Origin of the sequence: Cellulosimicrobium sp. CUA-896 (assembly GCF_001942335.1) — a bacterium.
GTDB lineage: Bacteria > Actinomycetota > Actinomycetes > Actinomycetales > Cellulomonadaceae > Cellulosimicrobium.
In genome coordinates, this window is sequence record NZ_MKKH01000015.1 from 49,905 (window position 1) to 65,941 (window position 16,037).

The window sequence follows — 16,037 nt, forward strand, 5'->3', positions numbered from 1 at the left end:
ACGGTGCCGGTCGCGGACCGCGACACGCGCGGGGCACCGCGACGACGACGGAGGAGCTGCGGTGAGCGGTGCGGTGCGGGGTGCGGACGGGAGCGGGAACCGGGTGCTCGTCGTCGACGACGACCCCGGCCTGCTGCGCGCGATGGCGATCACGCTGCGCGTGCACGGCTGGGACGTGACGACCGCCGCCACGGGCCGCGAGGGGATCGACGCCGCCGCGACGTCGCACCCGGACGTCGTGCTCCTCGACCTCGGGCTGCCCGACGTGAGCGGTCTCGACGTCATCACGGCGGTGCGCGGGTGGAGCCGCGTGCCGATCATCGTGCTGTCCGCGCGCCAGCTCGGCGACGACAAGGTCGACGCGCTCGACGCCGGGGCGGACGACTACGTGACGAAGCCGTTCGCGATGCCCGAGCTCATGGCGCGCCTGCGCGCCGCGGTGCGCCGGGCCGCGCACGACCCGGGCGCCGACGAGCCGGTCGTCGAGGCGGGCGACCTGCGGGTCGACCTCGCGCGCCGCGAGGTGACCCGCGACGGTGCGCCGGTGCGGCTCACGCCGACGGAGTGGGCGCTGCTCGAGCTCCTGGTGCGGCACGCGGGCCGCGTCGTCGGGCGCGAGCAGATGCTGCGGGAGGTGTGGGGCCCGACGGCCACGCGGGACACCCACTACCTGCGGGTCTACGTCGCGCAGCTGCGGCGCAAGCTCGAGCCCGACCCGGCGAGCCCGCGCCACCTGCTGACGACCCCGGGGATGGGCTACCGCTTCGAGCCCTGAGAGGTCAGCCGATGACCGCGGCGCTCTCCGGCCGGCGGAAGAGGCGCGGGCGTGCGCGCAGCGCGAGCGCGGTGCCGAGCGTGATCGGGCCGAGCCTGCCGAGGAACATCAGGCCCACGAGGAGGAGCTGGTGCGGCGCGGCGAGGTCGGCGGTGATGCCCGTCGACAGGCCGGTGGTCGAGAACGCCGACGTCACCTCGAACAGCACGCGGTCGAGGCCGAACGGGGACGTGGCGGTGATGACGAGCGTCGGTGCCAGGACCGCCGCCACGCCGAGCAGGGCGACGCTCACCGCCTGGCGCTGGGTGGCGGGGGAGACGCGGCGGTCGAACGCCGTGACGTCCGGGTCGCCGCGCAGCTCCGACCAGATGACGAACGCGAGCACCGCGAACGTCACGACCTTGATGCCGCCGGCCGTGCCCGCGCTGCCGCCGCCGACGAACATGAGGACGTCCGTGCCGAGCCACGTGCCGCTGTTCATCTCCGACGTGTCGAGCGAGTTGAAGCCGGCCGTGCGGGCCATCACGGACTGGGTGACGGCCGCGAGGACGCGCTCACCGACGCCGAGCCCGCCGAGCGTGCGCGGGTTCGCCCACTCGGTGATCAGGAAGAACAGCGTCCCGCCCGCGAGGAGCGTCCCGGTGGTGACGACCGTGAGCTTGGAGTGCAGGCTCCAGCGCGACGGGCGCACGCGCCTCCGGTAGAGCTCGAACAGCACGGGGAACCCGATCCCGCCCAGCACGACCGCCACGCACAGCGGCACGCAGACCCACGGGTCGCCGACGAAGCCCATGAGCGAGTCCGGGTGGAGCGCGAAGCCGGCGTTGTTGAACGCGGAGACCGCGTGGAACACGCCGTGCCACAGCGCGGTCCCGGGTGCGACGTCGTACCCGACGACGAGCCGCGCCGCGACGACGAGCGCGACGGTGCCCTCCACCAGGGCGGTCACCCGCACGACGCCCACGAGGACCGACCGCACGTCGCCGAGCCCGATGCTGCGCGTCGACGCGGCGGCGACGAGGCGGGTGCGCAGGTCGAGCCGCCGGGAGAGCAGGAGGCCGAGCAGGGACGCCGCCGTCATGACGCCGAACCCGCCGAGCTGGATCAGCGTGAGCACCACCACCTGGCCGAACGGGCTCCAGAAGGTCCCGGTGTCCACGACGGCGAGGCCGGTGACGCACACCGCCGAGGTCGCGGTGAAGAGCGCCTCGACCAGCGTGGGGGCGCGGCCGGTCGCCGAGACCGGCAGCAGGAGCAGGACCGTGCCGACGGCGACGGTCGCCGCGAACCCGCCGACGACGAGGCGGCCGGGCCGCCCCGCCGTGGACGTGGACCGCGGGCGGCGCGGGGCGGGCGGCCGGAGGACGGCAGGCAGGCGCACCCTGCCGGTCTACCGGACGCGCGACGCCCTCCCCGCGATCTTGACGGGATCCTGACCCCCGGGCCGGGCGCCGTCGCGCCCGGGGGTCAGCGCGCGACGAGCTCCGCGCGCCGCCACCACCAGGCGGTCCCGACCCAGCCCGCCGCCGCCAGCAGGGGCACCGTCGCGAGCTGCGCGAGGGAGACCTCGACGCCGGCGCCGCCCATCCCGAGCCAGAGCCCGGGGACCGCCCAGGGGAACCACGCGCCCCCGCCGACCACGGTCACGAGCTGCGTCACGACCACGACGCCGATCACGGCGCCGACGCCGGCGAGCGGGTCCCGACCCCACGTGGCGACGAGCCCGAAGGGCAGCGCCGTCAGCGCGCCGAGCACCCCGCCGAGCGCCGCACGGGCCGCGCCGGGCCACGGCGACCCGGAGCCCGGCGCCGTGAGCGCGCCGACGACGACGACCACCGCGGCGGCGGCGACGCACGCCAGGACCGCCCACGCCGCGACGACGGCGAGCTTCGCCGACGCGATCCCGGCGCGCGAGGTCCGGCTCACGAGCAGCGGCTCGACGGTGCCCTCGCTCAGCTCGCGGCCGAACGTCCGGCTGACGACGAACCCGGTGGCCAGCAGCGCGGCGACCGCGAGCACCTGCCCGGCGACGCCCGTGACGGCGTCCCAGCCCGCTCCCGTCACCATCGGGCGCACCTTGAGCGCGAGGGTGCTGTCCCCGCCGAGCCGTGCCGCCGCGGCCAGCCCGACGGCGACGACGGGGACGACGAGCACGAGGACGACCGTCGCGACGCGTGCGACGGTCGAGCGCACGAGCGTGCGGACCTCGACGCCGAGCGCCGCGCTCACGAGACCGCCGCCGCGTGCACGGTCCGGAAGAACTGGCGCTCAAGGTCCGTGCCGTCGGGCGGGAGCGTGCCGACGACGCGCCCGTCGTGGACGACGTGGATTGTCGTCGCCACGCGCGCGACCTCGTCGAGGTGGTGGCTCGAGACGAGGACGGCGGCACCGGTGTCCGCGCGCTCCAGGACGGCCTGCCGGACCTCGATGACGCCGGCCGGGTCGAGCGCGCTCGTCGGCTCGTCGAGCACGAGCAGCGCGGGGTCGTGCACGAGCGCGGACGCGACCGCGAGCCGCTGCCGGTTGCCGTCCGAGAGCGTGCGGGCGGGGCGCGACGCCCAGCGGCCGAGGGCCAGCCTCTCGACGAGCGCGTCGGCGCGCCGGTCGGCGTCCCGCGGGGCGCACCCGTGCAGCCGCGCGGCGGCGCGCAGGTTCTCGCGCACGGTGAGCTCGCCGTACGCCCGTCCGCCCCCGGCGTAGCCGACGCGTGCGCGCACGTGGGCCGGCGCGTCCCACGCGGGCGCGCCCCAGAGCTCGGCCGTGCCCGCCCCGGGGCGCAGGAGGCCCACGAGGAGCCGCAGCAGCGTGGACTTGCCCGCGCCGTTGAGCCCGACGAGCGCGTGCACCTCGCCGGCGCGCACGACGAGGTCGACGTGGCGGACGGCGGGCACGTCGCCGAACGAGCGCGCGAGCGCGGCGGCGCGCACCACGGGCGGGTCCGCGGGCCGGCGCCGCGCTGCCGCCTCACGCACGGTGCCCACCGGGGTCGTGCGCGAGGTCGCCGTCCGACCCGGCGGCGTCGCGCGGGACGAGGACGGCGAGCGCACGGTCGAGCACGTCGCGAGGTCGTCGTCCTCCGACCGCGCCCAGTGGAGCAGCGCCGCGGTGAGCGCGGCGAGGGTCGCCCCCACGGCGGCGCGGGCGGCGAGCGGGTCGCACCCGTCGGCGACGAGCTGCTCGACGACCGCGTCCTCGGTGCGCGCGTTGTTCTGCCACACGGCTCCGCGCAGGGCGGGCGTGCGGGCGACGACGCGCGTCCGTCGTCGCACGACCTCCACGGCGTCCGGCGGGATCCCGCCCCACGCGGCGCGCAGCCCGCCCACGGTCCGCTCCAGCGGCGTCCGGGTCGCCGGCTGCGCGGCGACGGCCGCGACCAGCACGGGGTCGTACGGGTCGTCGAGGACGACGCGCTCCTTCGCGCCGAAGTGGCGGAAGAACGTCATCTCGGTGACACCGGCGGCGGCCGCGACCTGTGCCGCCGTGGTCGCGTCGTACCCCTGCCGCTCGAAGAGGTCCAGGGCGCACGCGACGAGGGCGTCCCGCGTGCGCCGGCGACGTCCTGGAGCGAGCGGGTCGCGTTCGGTCATCCTCGAATGTTAGCCGCTAACAATCACCGTCCACCAGGAGTGTTCAGCAGTTCTCGCACGCTGGCGCCACACTGGTGTCGACGAGGCGTTGCCATGACACCACAAGTGGTGTCATTATGACGTCATGGACCTGAACCGGTACGTCGACGACCTCCAGCACCGCCTCACCACGGCGGCCGACGCCGCGGGGGACGAGGCCCGCGAGCTCGCCGGACGCCTCACCGCCCCGCTCGACGCCGCGGTGCGTCTCGTCCTCCTGGACGCGCTGTCCGCGGCGGCCGGCGAGATCTCCGCCGAGCTCGCCCCGGGATCGGTGGACGTGCGGCTGCGGGGCGGGGAGCCCGAGTTCGTCGTCGCCGCACCGCCCGCCGAGCCGGCCGGCCCCGGCGCGGCCGTCGCCCCCGCGCCGGTGTCCGCGCCGCCGGCCGTGCCCGACGTCGACGCGGCGTCCACCACGCGGACGACGCTGCGCCTGCCCGACCACCTCAAGGCGCAGGTCGAGCTCGCCGCCGCCCGCGACGGCGTCTCGGTCACGCCTGGCTCGTCCGCGCCGTCGCCGCGTCGCTCGAGCAGTCCAGCGGCCGCCCCGCCGCCCCGAGGCACGACCGGCGCGGCCCGGAGACGGGCGGCACCACACGCCTCACCGGCTGGGTGCGCTGAGCGCCCACCCCGCGACCTCCCCGGAAACCCGACCGACACCCTCCCTGGAGCCCGTCATGCCCACCTTCCCCGCGCCCGGACCCGTCCCCGTCCTCGTCGACGTGCCCTTCGGCAACCTCCACGTCGTCGCCGGCGACCGCGACGACGTCGTCGTCACCGTGCTCCCCACGGACCCCTCGTCCTCCGGCAGCGTGCGCGCGGCCCGGGACGTCCGCGTCGAGCGGGACGGCGACACCGTGAGCATCACCTACCCCGGCTCCTGGAAGCAGTTCATGCTCCCGTTCGCCGCCGGGACCGCGAACATCACCGTCGAGCTGCCCACCGGGTCGGACGTGCGCGGCAAGACCGGCGCGCTGCTCGCCGAGGGGCGGCTCGGCGCGGTCGACCTCGTCCTGAGCGCGGGCGACGCCCGGGTCGACGAGGCGGACCGCGTCGACCTCAAGGCCTCGGCCGGGTCCGTCGTCGTGGGCCGCGCCGCGGGCACCGCGAACCTGCGGGCCAGCGCCGGCTCCGTGCGCATCAGCGAGCTCTCGGGCGACGGCAGCGTGCGCGCGGCGAACGGGACCACGACCGTGGGGTCCGTCACCGGGACCCTGACCGTCGCCGGGGCGCACGCCGACATCGCGGTCGGACGCGTCAGCGGCACCGTCACCGCGCGGTCGGCGCACGCCGGCATCCGCGTCGAGCGGGTCGAGTCCGGCTCGGTCTCGCTCACCACGTCCTACGGCTCGATCGAGGTAGGCGTGCCCGAGGGCACCGCCGCGTGGCTCGACGTCGCCTCCGAGCACGGCACCGTGCGCAACCAGCTCACCCCCACCGAGGGTCCCGTCGACGACGAGACCACCGCCGAGATCCACGCCAGCACCGGCTACGGCGACGTCGTCGTCCGTCGCCCCTGACCACCCCGCACCATCGACCGGGCGATCGGCACCGAGGCGCCCGAGGACGGAGAACGGACATGACCACCGACCAGTCCCTCGCGCCCGCGATCCGCGTGCGGGGCGTCGAGAAGTCCTTCAAGGACCTGCACGTGCTGCGCGGCGTCGACCTCGACGTGGCGGCGGGCACCATCGTCGCCCTGCTGGGGTCGAACGGCGCGGGCAAGACGACCCTGGTGCGCATCCTCGCGACGCTGCTCCGGGCCGACGCGGGCACCGCCGTCGTGCACGGGGCCGACGTCGCCACGAGCCCGGGCGACGTGCGGCGCTCGATCAGCCTCACGGGCCAGTTCGCCGCGGTGGACGAGGTCCTCACCGGGCGGGAGAACCTTGAGCTCGTCGCCCGGCTGCGCCACCTCGACGACCCGCGCGCGGTGGCGGACGCCCTGCTCGACCGCTTCTCGCTCACCGAGGCGGGCGACCGCCGGGCCGGGACCTACTCGGGCGGCATGCGCCGCCGGCTCGACATCGCGATGAGCCTCGCGGGGGACCCGCCGGTGATCGTGCTCGACGAGCCGACGACCGGCCTGGACCCGCAGGCCCGCAACGAGGTGTGGCAGACGATCCGGGAGCTCGCCGCCGGCGGCACGACCGTGCTCCTGACGACCCAGCACCTCGAGGAGGCCGAGCAGCTCGCCGACCGCATCGCGATCCTGCACCGGGGCACGATCATCCAGGACGGCACGCTCGCCGAGCTCCAGCGCCTCCTGCCGCCCGCGACGGTCGAGTACGTCGAGAAGCAGCCGTCGCTCGAGGACGTCTTCCTCGCGCTCGTCGGCGACACCGGCGAGAGCGCACCCCGCCCGGACGAGACCGCCGGCGACGCCCAGGGCGCCCCGGCCCGAGAGGAGTCCCGATGACCACGCACGTCCTCGCCGACACCGGCGCGCTGACGCACCGCTCGCTGCGCCACGTCCTGCGCAGCCCCGACACCATCATCACGACCGCCGTCACCCCGATCGCGCTGATGCTGCTCTTCGTCTACGTGCTCGGCGGCGCGATCGACACCGGCTCCACGGAGTCGTACGTCGACTACATGCTGCCCGGCATCCTGCTCATCACCATCGCGTCGGGCGTCGCGTACACCGCGTACCGGCTCTTCTCCGACCTGCAGGGCGGGATCGTGGAGCGCCTGCGGTCCATGCCGATCGCCCGGTCGAGCGTGCTGTGGGCGCACGTGATCACGTCGCTCGTCGCGACCCTCGCCTCGGTGACGATCGTCGTCGGGGTGGCGGTCCTCATGGGCTTCCGCACCGAGGCGTCCGTGGGGGCCTGGCTCGGGGCGCTGGGGATCCTCGTCCTGGTCACCCTGGCCCTGACCTGGATCGCGGTGATCGCCGGCCTCTCGGCGAAGACCGTCGACGGCGCGAGCGCGTTCAGCTACCCGCTGATCTTCCTGCCGTTCATCAGCTCGGCGTTCGTGCCGACCGACTCGATGCCCGGTCCGGTGGCGTGGTTCGCCGAGAACCAGCCGATGACCGCCGTCGTCGACACGGTCCGGGCGCTGTTCGCCCAGGAGCCGGTGGGCAGCGACATCTGGGTCGCGCTGGCCTGGCTCGTCGGCATCCTCGTCGCCGGCTACGCGGTCGCGGTCGTGGTGTACCGCCGCCGGTTCGGCTGAGCCGCCCGCCCCCGGGAGGAGCCCCGGTCACGTGACCGGGGCTCCTCCCGCGCGACGTCAGGACGACACGACGTCCCGGCGCCGGAAGCCCCCGACGCCGAGAGCCAGCAGCGCGAGCGCGACCGCCGACAGCACGGCGAGGCCCACCGCGTCGACGTCGTCGGCCGGGAGCTGCGGGACGTGCCGGTACGGCGAGATCCCCATGACCGCGTCCGGCAGGTCGAGCAGTCCGCCGAACATCCCGACGACGAAGGACCAGACGAGCACGACCCACGCCAGCCCCGCGAGCCCCGGTCGCCAGCCGAGGAAGAACCACACGACCCCGACGAGGGCGAGCACGGCCGGCAGGTAGACGAGCGCCGCGAGCACGTACTCCCCGAGCCCGGGGTCCCGCACGCCGACCGAGAGGGCGCCGAGGCCCAGCGCGAGCCCGGACACGACCAGGAGCACGACGACGCCCAGCACGGTCACGGCAAGCTGCCCGCCGAACCACCGGGTCCGGCTCGTCGCCGTCGCGAGGACGGGCTCGAGGCGCCCGCTCGTCTCCTCGGACCGGGCGCGCAGCGCGGACGCCACCGCGAACCCGCCGACGGCGAGCGCGAGGAACACGGTCATGACCGCGACGAACCCGGCCAGCATGTCGGCCTCGCCGAACAGCTCGAGGATCGTGGGGTTGGTCGCGGCGAGCTCGTCCACCATCTCCCTCACCGAGTCCGCGAACGTCCCGGACGCGTAGGCCATGAGGCCGACGCCGACGCCCCACGCGAGGACGGAGCCGCGCTGCTGGCGCCACGCGAGCGCGAACGGTCCGCCCAGGCCCGCGGGAGCCTGCGCCCGCCCGGCCCGCGGCGGGAACAGCCCGGCGCCGACGTCGCGGCGGGCGGCCAGCGCCGAGCCGGCGAGCAGCAGCACGACGACGAGCACGAGCGAGAGCCCGAGCGGCCACCAGCGCAGGTCGACGAACGCCCGGATCTGCTGCCCCCACGCGATCGGCGACAGCCACGAGACCCAGCTGCCGTGCGTCTGCTCCACGTCGCCGACGGCGCGCAGGAGGTAGGCCACGCCCAGGACGGCGAGCGCGAGACCCGAGGCCGTCCGACCGTGCCCGGTGAGCTGGCTCGTGACGACGGCGACCGCGGCGAAGACCAGGCCCGTGACGCCGACGGCGGCGCCGAGCGCGAACGAGTCGACGACGGCGAGCCCTGCCGCGACGAGCACGAGACCGCTGAGGACCGCGATCAGCAGGTCGGCGACGACGGCGAGCAGCAGCGCCGCGGTCGCGGGGGCGTGCCGGCCGACCACGCCGGCCCGGACGAGCTCGGAGCGTCCCGACTCCTCCTCGGCGCGCGTGTGCCGCACCACGAGCAGGATGTTCATGATCGCGACGGCGACGATCGCCCAGAGCGTGAACTCGTTCGCGACCATGGCGCCGAGCGTGTAGTCGTCCAGCCCGTAGCCCGGGCCGGACATCATGACCGCCGCGGGGCTCGACACGAGCTGGGCACGGACCTGGCGGTCCGCGGCGGTGGGGTAGACGGCGTCGAGCGCCGTCGCGGCGTAGAGGAACAGCAGCGCGACCGACCCGGCCCACACGAGCGTCCGCACGCGGTCACGGCGCAGCGCGAAGCGCAGCAGCGTCCCGGTGGCCGTGAGCGTCGAGCCGGTGCGCGGCGCGTCCGGCGGCAGGCGACCCGTGGCGCCGTCGCGGTGCTCACAGCGCACCCGCCCGGTCGAGGCGGGCGACCTCGTCGCCGTAGTGGCGCATGAAGAGCTCCTCGAGCGACGGCGGCGCGACGTGGAGCGAGCGCACGTCGTGCGCACCGAGCGCGGCGACGAGCGCCTGCATGCGGTCGTTGTCGACGTCGAACCGGGCGCGCGGGCCGTCGGGGGTGCGCTCGACCACGAGGTCGTGCACGCCGTCGACCGCGCCCAGGCCGGACGGGTCTCGCTCGGTGACGACCGTGACCGACGAGCGCGTGAGGTGCCGCAGCTCGGCGAGCGTGCCCGACTGCACCGCGCGGCCGGCGCGGATGATCGTCACGGTGTCGCACAGCTTCTCGACCTCGGCGAGGATGTGGCTCGACAGCAGGACCGAGCGGCCCTCCGCGACGACCTCGCGCACGCACTCGGTGAACTCCGCCTCCATGAGCGGGTCGAGGCCGGACGTGGGCTCGTCGAGCACGAGCAGCTCGACGTCGGACGCGAGCGCGGCGACCAGCGCGACCTTCTGCCGGTTGCCCTTGGAGTAGGTGCGGGCCTTCTTCGTGGGGTCGAGCTCGAAGCGCTCGAGCAGGAGCTTCCGGCGCGCCGGGTCGACGGCGCCGCGCAGCCGGGTGAGCAGGTCGATCGCCTCGCCGCCGGTCAGGTTCGGCCACAGCGTCACGTCTCCCGGGACGTAGGCGAGGCGGCGGTGCAGGGCGACCGCGTCCGTCCAGGGGTCACCGCCCAGGAGCCGCACCGACCCGGAGTCGGCGCGCAGGAGCCCGAGCAGGACCCGGATCGTCGTCGACTTCCCCGCGCCGTTCGGCCCGAGGAAGCCGGCGACCTCGCCCGGTCGCACCGTGAGGTCGAGCCCGTCCAGGGCTCTGACGGCGCCGAAGCGCTTGTGCAGGTCGTGGATCTCGACCGCGGGGGCGGCGTCGCGGCCCGCGGTCGTCGTGCCGGTCGTGCTGGTCGTGCTGGTCATGGTCGTCTCGTCTCTCGTCCGCAGGAGGGTCCGTGCCGAGGGGACGCGCGCCCGTCACGCCGAGGCGGCGTCCTCGTCGCGGGGCGGGTCGCCGACGTAGAGGAGGTACTCGTCGAGCATGCGGCGCGAGGCCAGGAGGCCCTCGGTGTAGAGCTCGAGCGTGGGCAGGGCCACCGCGTCGACGTGGCGGCGCGTGGCGGCGGCGAGGTCGTCCGGGTGCTCGGGCGGGTCGAGGGTCAGGGACAGGAGCATCGCGCCCATCGCGCTGAGCACGAGGTACCGGGCGCGCGCCTCCTCGTCCCGGCTGGGGACCAGCACGCCGGCGGCGACCGCCTCGCGGACGTAGCCCGCGGCGTCGGCCACCATGTGGTCGACGAACGCGCGGGCCATCGCACCGCCGGCCTGGAGGCTGCGCAGGGCGTACCCGACGGCGGGGGCGAACTCCTCGACCTGGGCGAACCACCCGCTCATGGGCGACATGGCGGCGGCGTCGGCCATGACGTCGTGCTTGGTGGTGCGGACGGTGGCGAGGACGTGCTCGTCGCACGCCGCGCGCAGCCCGTCCTTGGAGCCGAAGTGGTGCAGCACGAGCGCCGGGCTCACCTCCGCGTCCGCCGCGATCGCGCGCACCGACGCGCCGAAGCCCTCGCGGGCGAAGCGCAGGATCGCCGCGTCGCGGATCCGTGCGCGCGTGGAGAGGTCCTCGGGCGGGCCGACCGGGCCGCGCCGCCGAGGACGCGCCTCGTCCGTTGAACGCATGTTCAGCATGCTAAACGCTCGTTCAGCCGGAGCGCCAGAGGGGCCCGGGCGGAGGCGCCGACACACTGGGTGCGGCAGACCACTGCCGCGCGAGCCCCGGGGGCCGTAGGCTGGGAGGTGGTCGTCGGCGGCACCGCCGGCGCACGTGTCCCGGCGCGTCGGACCGTCGGGACGCCCGCGAGGCCCGTCGCACCCGTGTGGCGGGCCTCAGCGGCGGGTGCCCGCGCATCGCGCCCGGGTGCCTGCCCGGCCGAGGACGGCGAAGGGCTCGCCGCACGCGGCGAGCCCTTCGGACTGCGGAGGATGGGGGATTCGAACCCCCGAGGGCTGTTAACCCAACACGCTTTCCAAGCGTGCGCCATAGGCCACTAGGCGAATCCTCCTGGTGCACCTCCGCGCCGGCATGACGTCGACGCCGACCCGGGGTAGCGCAACGAGGATACAAGACCGGGCAGCCCTGGCCGAATCGCGCCTCCCCGCAGCGGGTTTCGGGCACGCGGCCGTCCTGGGCTAGGGTGGGCGGCAGACCCCTCGTGCGGCATCAACTCGCCCGAACTCCCCCAGGGCCGGAAGGCAGCAAGTAGGTGAGCTCTGGTGGGTGCGCGAGGGGTCCTTTCGTGTTCCTGCGTGCCATCCGACGCGTCGCATCCGCGATGCGAACGGAGGGTCGTCCACGGAGTGGGATTTTCGGTCCACGGATTGGCGTCCCTCGTCCTGCCGTGCCCATGATGACGACATGACCCGGTACTCGACCGCCTTCGCGGCACCGCGCGCAGCCTCCTGCGTCGCCGTGCCGTGCTGTCGCGGCGAGCGCACCGGGCGAATGTGCGGCTGCTGACCACACGCGCCGTCGTACGCCGCAGGCTCCGCCTGCACTCCCGAGCCCCGTCCGCCTCGTGCGGACCGCTCCTCACCTGCTCGCCGCGAGGCTGATGGCCCGCCGGAAGCGCCCTCGAACACCGCTCAGCAGCGCGGGCTCCGCCTGCGCCCGGCCGCGCCGACCCGCGCGTCCGCCTTCCGGAAGGAACACCCATGTCCTCCTCGACCCGTACCCGCCTCGCCTGGACCGCGATCACCGCGACGGCCGCCCTGACCCTGACCGCGTGCGCCTCGGGCGAGAACGCGGCCTCGTCCTCCGGCGACGAGGCCGCCGACCCCATCCGCATCGGCGTCGTCGGCGCGTCCGACGACAAGTGGGCCGTCTTCACCGAGCAGGCCGAGGCCGAGGGCCTCGACATCGAGCTCGTCGACCTCCAGGACTACACGCAGGCGAACCCCGCCGTCTCGCAGGGCGAGCTCGACGTCAACCAGTTCCAGCACCTGCAGTTCCTCGCCGGCTACAACGTCGACTCCGGCGACGACCTCCAGCCCATCGGCGCGACCGCGGTGTACCCGCTCGCGCTGTACTCGACGAAGCACGACACGCTCGAGGACATCCCCGAGGGTGGTCAGGTCGCGATCCCGAACGACCCGACGAACCTCGCGCGCTCGCTGCTCGTCCTCCAGGAGGCCGGCCTCGTCGAGCTGAAGGACGGCGGGAGCTCGCTGTCCACCGAGGCCGACGCCCTGCCGTCCTCGAGGTCACGGTGACGCCCGTCGCTGCGGAGCAGACGCCGATCCAGCTCCAGTCCGTCGACGCCTCGATCATCAACAACGACTTCGTCGAGGACGCCGGGCTCACGCCCGAGGACGCGCTGTTCGAGGACGACCCCGACTCCGACGCCGCGAAGCCCTACATCAACGTCTGGGTGACCACCGCCGAGAACGCCGACGACGAGGACCTCGCGACGCTCGTCGAGATCTCGCACTCGCCCGAGGTCGTCGAGGCCGAGGAGCAGGCGTCCGGCGGGACCGCGGTCATCAAGGACAACTCGGCCGAGGAGCTCCAGGAGATCCTCGCGGGCATCGAGTCGGACCTGCGCGGCGAGTCCTGACCTGACCGTCGCACGAGACCGGGACCGGAGAGGACGGACGAGATGACGGACGACGACGCGCGCCCCGCCGGGGACGACCCGCACCCCGCGATCGAGCTGCGGGGCGTGTCGAAGACCTTCGGCGAGGGCGCGCGCGCCGTCCGCGCCGTCGACGACGTGTCGCTCACGGTGCGTCGCGGCGAGATCTTCGGCGTCATCGGGTACTCCGGTGCCGGCAAGTCGACGCTCGTGCGCCTGATCAACGCGCTCGAGACCGCGACGGGCGGGGACGTCGTCATCGACGGCCAGACGGTCACGGGCCTGCCCGAGCGACGCCTGCGCGACGTGCGCTCGCGCATCGGCATGGTCTTCCAGCAGTTCAACCTGCTCTCGTCCCGGACCGTCGCGGGCAACGTGGGCTACCCGCTGCGGGTCGCGCGGTGGAAGCGCGCGGACCGCGAGCGGCGCGTCGCCGAGCTGCTCGACTTCGTCGGGCTCGCGGACAAGGCCAAGGCCTACCCGGGGCAGCTCTCGGGCGGGCAGAAGCAGCGCGTCGGCATCGCCCGCGCGCTCGCGGCGTCGCCGACGATCCTGCTCGCCGACGAGGCGACGTCCGCCCTCGACCCGGAGACGACGCGCGAGGTGCTCGCGCTCCTGCGACGCGTCAACGCCGAGCTCGGCATCACGATCGTCGTCATCACGCATGAGATGGACGTCGTGCGCTCGACGTGCCACCGCGTCGCCGTCATGGAGCACGGGAAGGTCGTCGAGGTCGGTGACGTGTACGACGTCTTCTCCGCGCCGCGGGCGGACGCCTCCCGGCGGTTCGTCGGCACGGCGCTGCACGACCGGCCGTCGCCCGACGCGCTCGCGCGCCTGCGGGAGCGGCACCCCGGCCGCCTCGTCACCGTCGGGGTGCGCGAGGGCGCGAGCACGGGGACGGAGCTGTTCCGCCTCCTGCGCGAGCACGAGGTCGACGGCGCGGTCGTGTTCGGCGGGATCAGCGAGGTCGGCGACCGGCCGTTCGGGTCGCTCACCGTCGAGCTCGTCGGCCGCGCGGACCGCGTCGCGCTGTTCCTCGCCGAGCTCGGGCGCCACGCCGACGTCGTCGACCTCGGGACGGCGGCGCACCCTCTCGACGACCCGCGCACCCTGTTGGGAGGACGTTCATGAACCGCGACTGGTCCACGCTGTGGCCGATCCTGTGGGAGTCGTTCGGCCAGACGCTGCAGATGGTCACCGTGGCGCTGCTCACGGGCGGGCTCGCCGGCCTGGCCCTCGGCCTCGCGCTCTACGTCACGCGCCCGGGCAACCTGCTGGCGAACCGGTGGGTGTTCGGCACGCTCAACGTGCTCGTGAACATCGTCCGGCCGATCCCGTTCATCATCTTCGTCACGCTGCTCGGGCCGGTGACCCTCCAGGTGGTCGGCACGACGCTCGGGACCGAGGCCTTCATCTTCCCGCTGTCGGTCATGACGGCGTTCGGCACGTCGCGCATCGTCGAGCAGAACCTCGTGGGCATCGACCCGGGGGTCGTCGAGGCGGCGCGCGCGATGGGCGCGTCCCCGTGGCGGATCATCACGACGGTGCTCGTGCCCGAGGCGCTCGCGCCGCTGATCCTCGGCTACACGTTCCTGTTCATCGCCGTGCTCGACATGTCGGCGATCGCCGGGATCATCGGCGGCGGCGGTCTCGGGAACTTCGCGATCGTCTACGGGTACCAGCGCTACAACTGGGCGGTCGTCGCGGTGACCGTGGTCGTCATCATCGCGATCGTCCAGCTCGCCCAGCTCCTCGGCAACCGGCTCGCGCGCCGGGCGCTGCACCGCTGACGTGCGGGGCCGACCCGGCGTCGCTCGCGGCACCGGGGACAGCCTCGTCCGGTGTGGGCCGGGGCGTCTACAGTTGCGGGGTGAGCACCGCCCTGTACCGCCGCTACCGGCCCGAGACCTTCGCCGAGGTGATCGGTCAGGACCACGTGACCGCGCCGCTCATGCAGGCGCTGCGCAGCGGCAGGGTGAGCCACGCCTACCTGTTCTCCGGCCCCCGCGGCTGCGGCAAGACGACGTCCGCCCGCATCCTCGCGCGCACGCTCAACTGCGTGCAGAACACGCCGGAGCACCCCATCGACACGCCGTGCGGCGAGTGCCCCTCGTGCCTCGAGCTCGCGCGCGGCGGTCCGGGCAGCCTCGACGTCGTGGAGATCGACGCCGCGTCCCACGGTGGCGTCGACGACGCCCGTGACCTGCGCGAGCGCGCGACGTTCGCCCCGACGCGCGACCGCTTCAAGATCTTCATCATCGACGAGGCCCACATGGTCTCGCCGGCGGGCTTCAACGCGCTGCTCAAGACGGTCGAGGAGCCGCCCGAGCACGTGAAGTTCGTGTTCGCGACGACGGAGCCGGACAAGGTCATCGGCACCATCCGCTCGCGCACGCACCACTACCCGTTCCGTCTCGTCCCGCCGGACGTCCTCGGCCCGTACCTCGAGGAGCTGTGCGCCGCCGAGGGCGTGGACGTCGGCTCAGGGGTCTACCCGCTCGTCACGCGCGCGGGCGGCGGCTCCGTCCGCGACTCGCTCTCGGTCATGGACCAGCTCATCGCCGGCGCGGAGCACGGCACGGTCGACTACGAGCGCGCGGTCGCGCTGCTCGGGTACACGCACTCCACGCTGCTCGACGACGTCGTCGACGCCCTCGCCGCGCACGACGGCGCGAGCATCTTCCGGGTCGTCGACCACGTCATCGCGACCGGGCACGAGCCGCGCCGGTTCGTCGAGGACGTGCTCGAGCGGCTGCGCGACCTCATCGTCATCGCGGTGTCGGGCGACGCGGCCGACGCGGTGCTGCGCGACCAGCCCGCCGACCAGCTCGCGCGCATGCGCACCCAGGCGCAGAACCTCGGCGTGTCCGAGCTCTCGCGCGCGGCCGACCTGGTCAACGCGGCGCTCACCGAGATGACCGGCGCGACCTCCCCGCGCCTGCACCTCGAGCTCCTCGTCGCACGCCTGCTCCTCCCGGGTGCGGACGACGGCGCCGCCGGCTTCGCGGCGCGGCTCGACCGGCTCGAGCGCGGAGGACTCGGCGCCGCGCCGGCGG

General features: G+C 74.7%; 15 protein-coding genes, 1 tRNA gene and 1 other RNA gene. 10 read left to right on the forward strand and 7 right to left on the reverse strand.

Annotated features, from left to right (window positions below):
* Positions 1-142: 142 nt before the first annotated feature.
* Positions 143-775 (forward strand): winged helix-turn-helix domain-containing protein, encoded by a 633-nt coding sequence (locus BJF88_RS06690; RefSeq protein ID WP_083648935.1) that lies wholly within the window; start codon positions 143-145, stop codon positions 773-775.
* Between the two features lie 4 nt (positions 776-779).
* Here BJF88_RS06690 and BJF88_RS06695 read toward each other — a convergent pair whose 3' ends face one another.
* The 3 genes from BJF88_RS06695 to BJF88_RS21495 all read right to left on the reverse strand — a co-directional run bounded on the left by BJF88_RS06695 (position 780) and on the right by BJF88_RS21495 (position 4,362).
* On the reverse strand, positions 780-2,156 hold the full coding sequence (locus tag BJF88_RS06695) for a TrkH family potassium uptake protein (RefSeq protein WP_255371824.1): 1,377 nt from the start codon (positions 2,154-2,156) through the stop codon (positions 780-782).
* Between the two features lie 86 nt (positions 2,157-2,242).
* Positions 2,243-3,004, reverse strand: coding sequence for an ABC transporter permease (locus tag BJF88_RS06700; protein WP_075828230.1), 762 nt, complete (start codon positions 3,002-3,004; stop codon positions 2,243-2,245).
* On the reverse strand, positions 3,001-4,362 hold the full coding sequence (locus tag BJF88_RS21495) for an ABC transporter ATP-binding protein (RefSeq protein ID WP_255371825.1): 1,362 nt from the start codon (positions 4,360-4,362) through the stop codon (positions 3,001-3,003). The genes BJF88_RS06700 and BJF88_RS21495 overlap by 4 nt, the downstream gene beginning before the upstream one ends.
* A gap of 716 nt (positions 4,363-5,078) precedes the next feature.
* Here BJF88_RS21495 and BJF88_RS06720 point away from each other — a divergent pair.
* Genes BJF88_RS06720 through BJF88_RS06730 form a run of 3 tightly spaced genes read left to right on the forward strand, consistent with a single transcriptional unit; the run spans position 5,079 to position 7,581 of the window.
* On the forward strand, positions 5,079-5,921 hold the full coding sequence (locus BJF88_RS06720; RefSeq protein WP_075828232.1) for a DUF4097 family beta strand repeat-containing protein: 843 nt from the start codon (positions 5,079-5,081) through the stop codon (positions 5,919-5,921).
* 59 nt (positions 5,922-5,980) lie between these two features.
* Positions 5,981-6,820 carry an ABC transporter ATP-binding protein gene (locus BJF88_RS06725; RefSeq protein WP_075828233.1) on the forward strand — a complete coding sequence of 280 codons (840 nt, stop codon included), beginning with the start codon at positions 5,981-5,983 and terminating at the stop codon, positions 6,818-6,820.
* Entirely contained in the window at positions 6,817-7,581 is a 765-nt protein-coding gene (locus BJF88_RS06730; RefSeq protein ID WP_075828234.1) for an ABC transporter permease, read from the forward strand. Before BJF88_RS06725 ends, BJF88_RS06730 begins: the two co-directional genes overlap by 4 nt.
* A gap of 57 nt (positions 7,582-7,638) precedes the next feature.
* On the opposite strand, the gene BJF88_RS06735 is transcribed toward BJF88_RS06730, so the two are convergent.
* From BJF88_RS06735 to BJF88_RS06750, 4 genes are all read right to left on the reverse strand, one after another.
* Entirely contained in the window at positions 7,639-9,303 is a 1,665-nt protein-coding gene (locus tag BJF88_RS06735; protein ID WP_083648930.1) for an ABC transporter permease, read from the reverse strand.
* Positions 9,293-10,267 carry an ABC transporter ATP-binding protein gene (locus tag BJF88_RS06740; protein ID WP_075828235.1) on the reverse strand — a complete coding sequence of 325 codons (975 nt, stop codon included), beginning with the start codon at positions 10,265-10,267 and terminating at the stop codon, positions 9,293-9,295. The genes BJF88_RS06735 and BJF88_RS06740 overlap by 11 nt, the downstream gene beginning before the upstream one ends.
* A gap of 54 nt (positions 10,268-10,321) precedes the next feature.
* The gene (locus BJF88_RS06745; RefSeq protein WP_075828248.1) at positions 10,322-11,026 is read right to left on the reverse strand and encodes a TetR/AcrR family transcriptional regulator; all 705 of its coding nucleotides are present in this window, start codon (positions 11,024-11,026) and stop codon (positions 10,322-10,324) included.
* Positions 11,027-11,323: 297 nt separating this feature from the next.
* Positions 11,324-11,409, reverse strand: a tRNA-Ser gene (locus BJF88_RS06750).
* Between the two features lie 139 nt (positions 11,410-11,548).
* On the opposite strand from BJF88_RS06750, the gene ffs reads away from it, so the two are divergent.
* The 6 genes from ffs to BJF88_RS06775 form a co-directional block, all read left to right on the forward strand.
* An RNA gene (ffs, locus tag BJF88_RS06755) (signal recognition particle sRNA small type) lies at positions 11,549-11,644 on the forward strand.
* Between the two features lie 414 nt (positions 11,645-12,058).
* The gene (locus BJF88_RS21500; RefSeq protein ID WP_255371826.1) at positions 12,059-12,616 is read left to right on the forward strand and encodes a MetQ/NlpA family ABC transporter substrate-binding protein; all 558 of its coding nucleotides are present in this window, start codon (positions 12,059-12,061) and stop codon (positions 12,614-12,616) included.
* A complete protein-coding gene (locus BJF88_RS21505; RefSeq protein WP_255371827.1) occupies positions 12,613-12,960 on the forward strand; it encodes a MetQ/NlpA family ABC transporter substrate-binding protein in 348 nt (115 codons plus the stop codon). Before BJF88_RS21500 ends, BJF88_RS21505 begins: the two co-directional genes overlap by 4 nt.
* 42 nt (positions 12,961-13,002) lie before the next feature.
* Positions 13,003-14,112, forward strand: a complete 1,110-nt coding sequence (locus tag BJF88_RS06765) for a methionine ABC transporter ATP-binding protein (RefSeq protein WP_083648931.1) — start codon at positions 13,003-13,005, stop codon at positions 14,110-14,112.
* Complete coding sequence (locus BJF88_RS06770; RefSeq protein WP_075828236.1) at positions 14,109-14,771, forward strand: methionine ABC transporter permease; 663 nt, start codon at positions 14,109-14,111, stop codon at positions 14,769-14,771. The genes BJF88_RS06765 and BJF88_RS06770 overlap by 4 nt, the downstream gene beginning before the upstream one ends.
* An 80-nt stretch (positions 14,772-14,851) precedes the next feature.
* A partial coding sequence (locus BJF88_RS06775; protein ID WP_139315949.1) for a DNA polymerase III subunit gamma and tau occupies positions 14,852-16,037 on the forward strand: 1,186 nt, incomplete at its 3' end.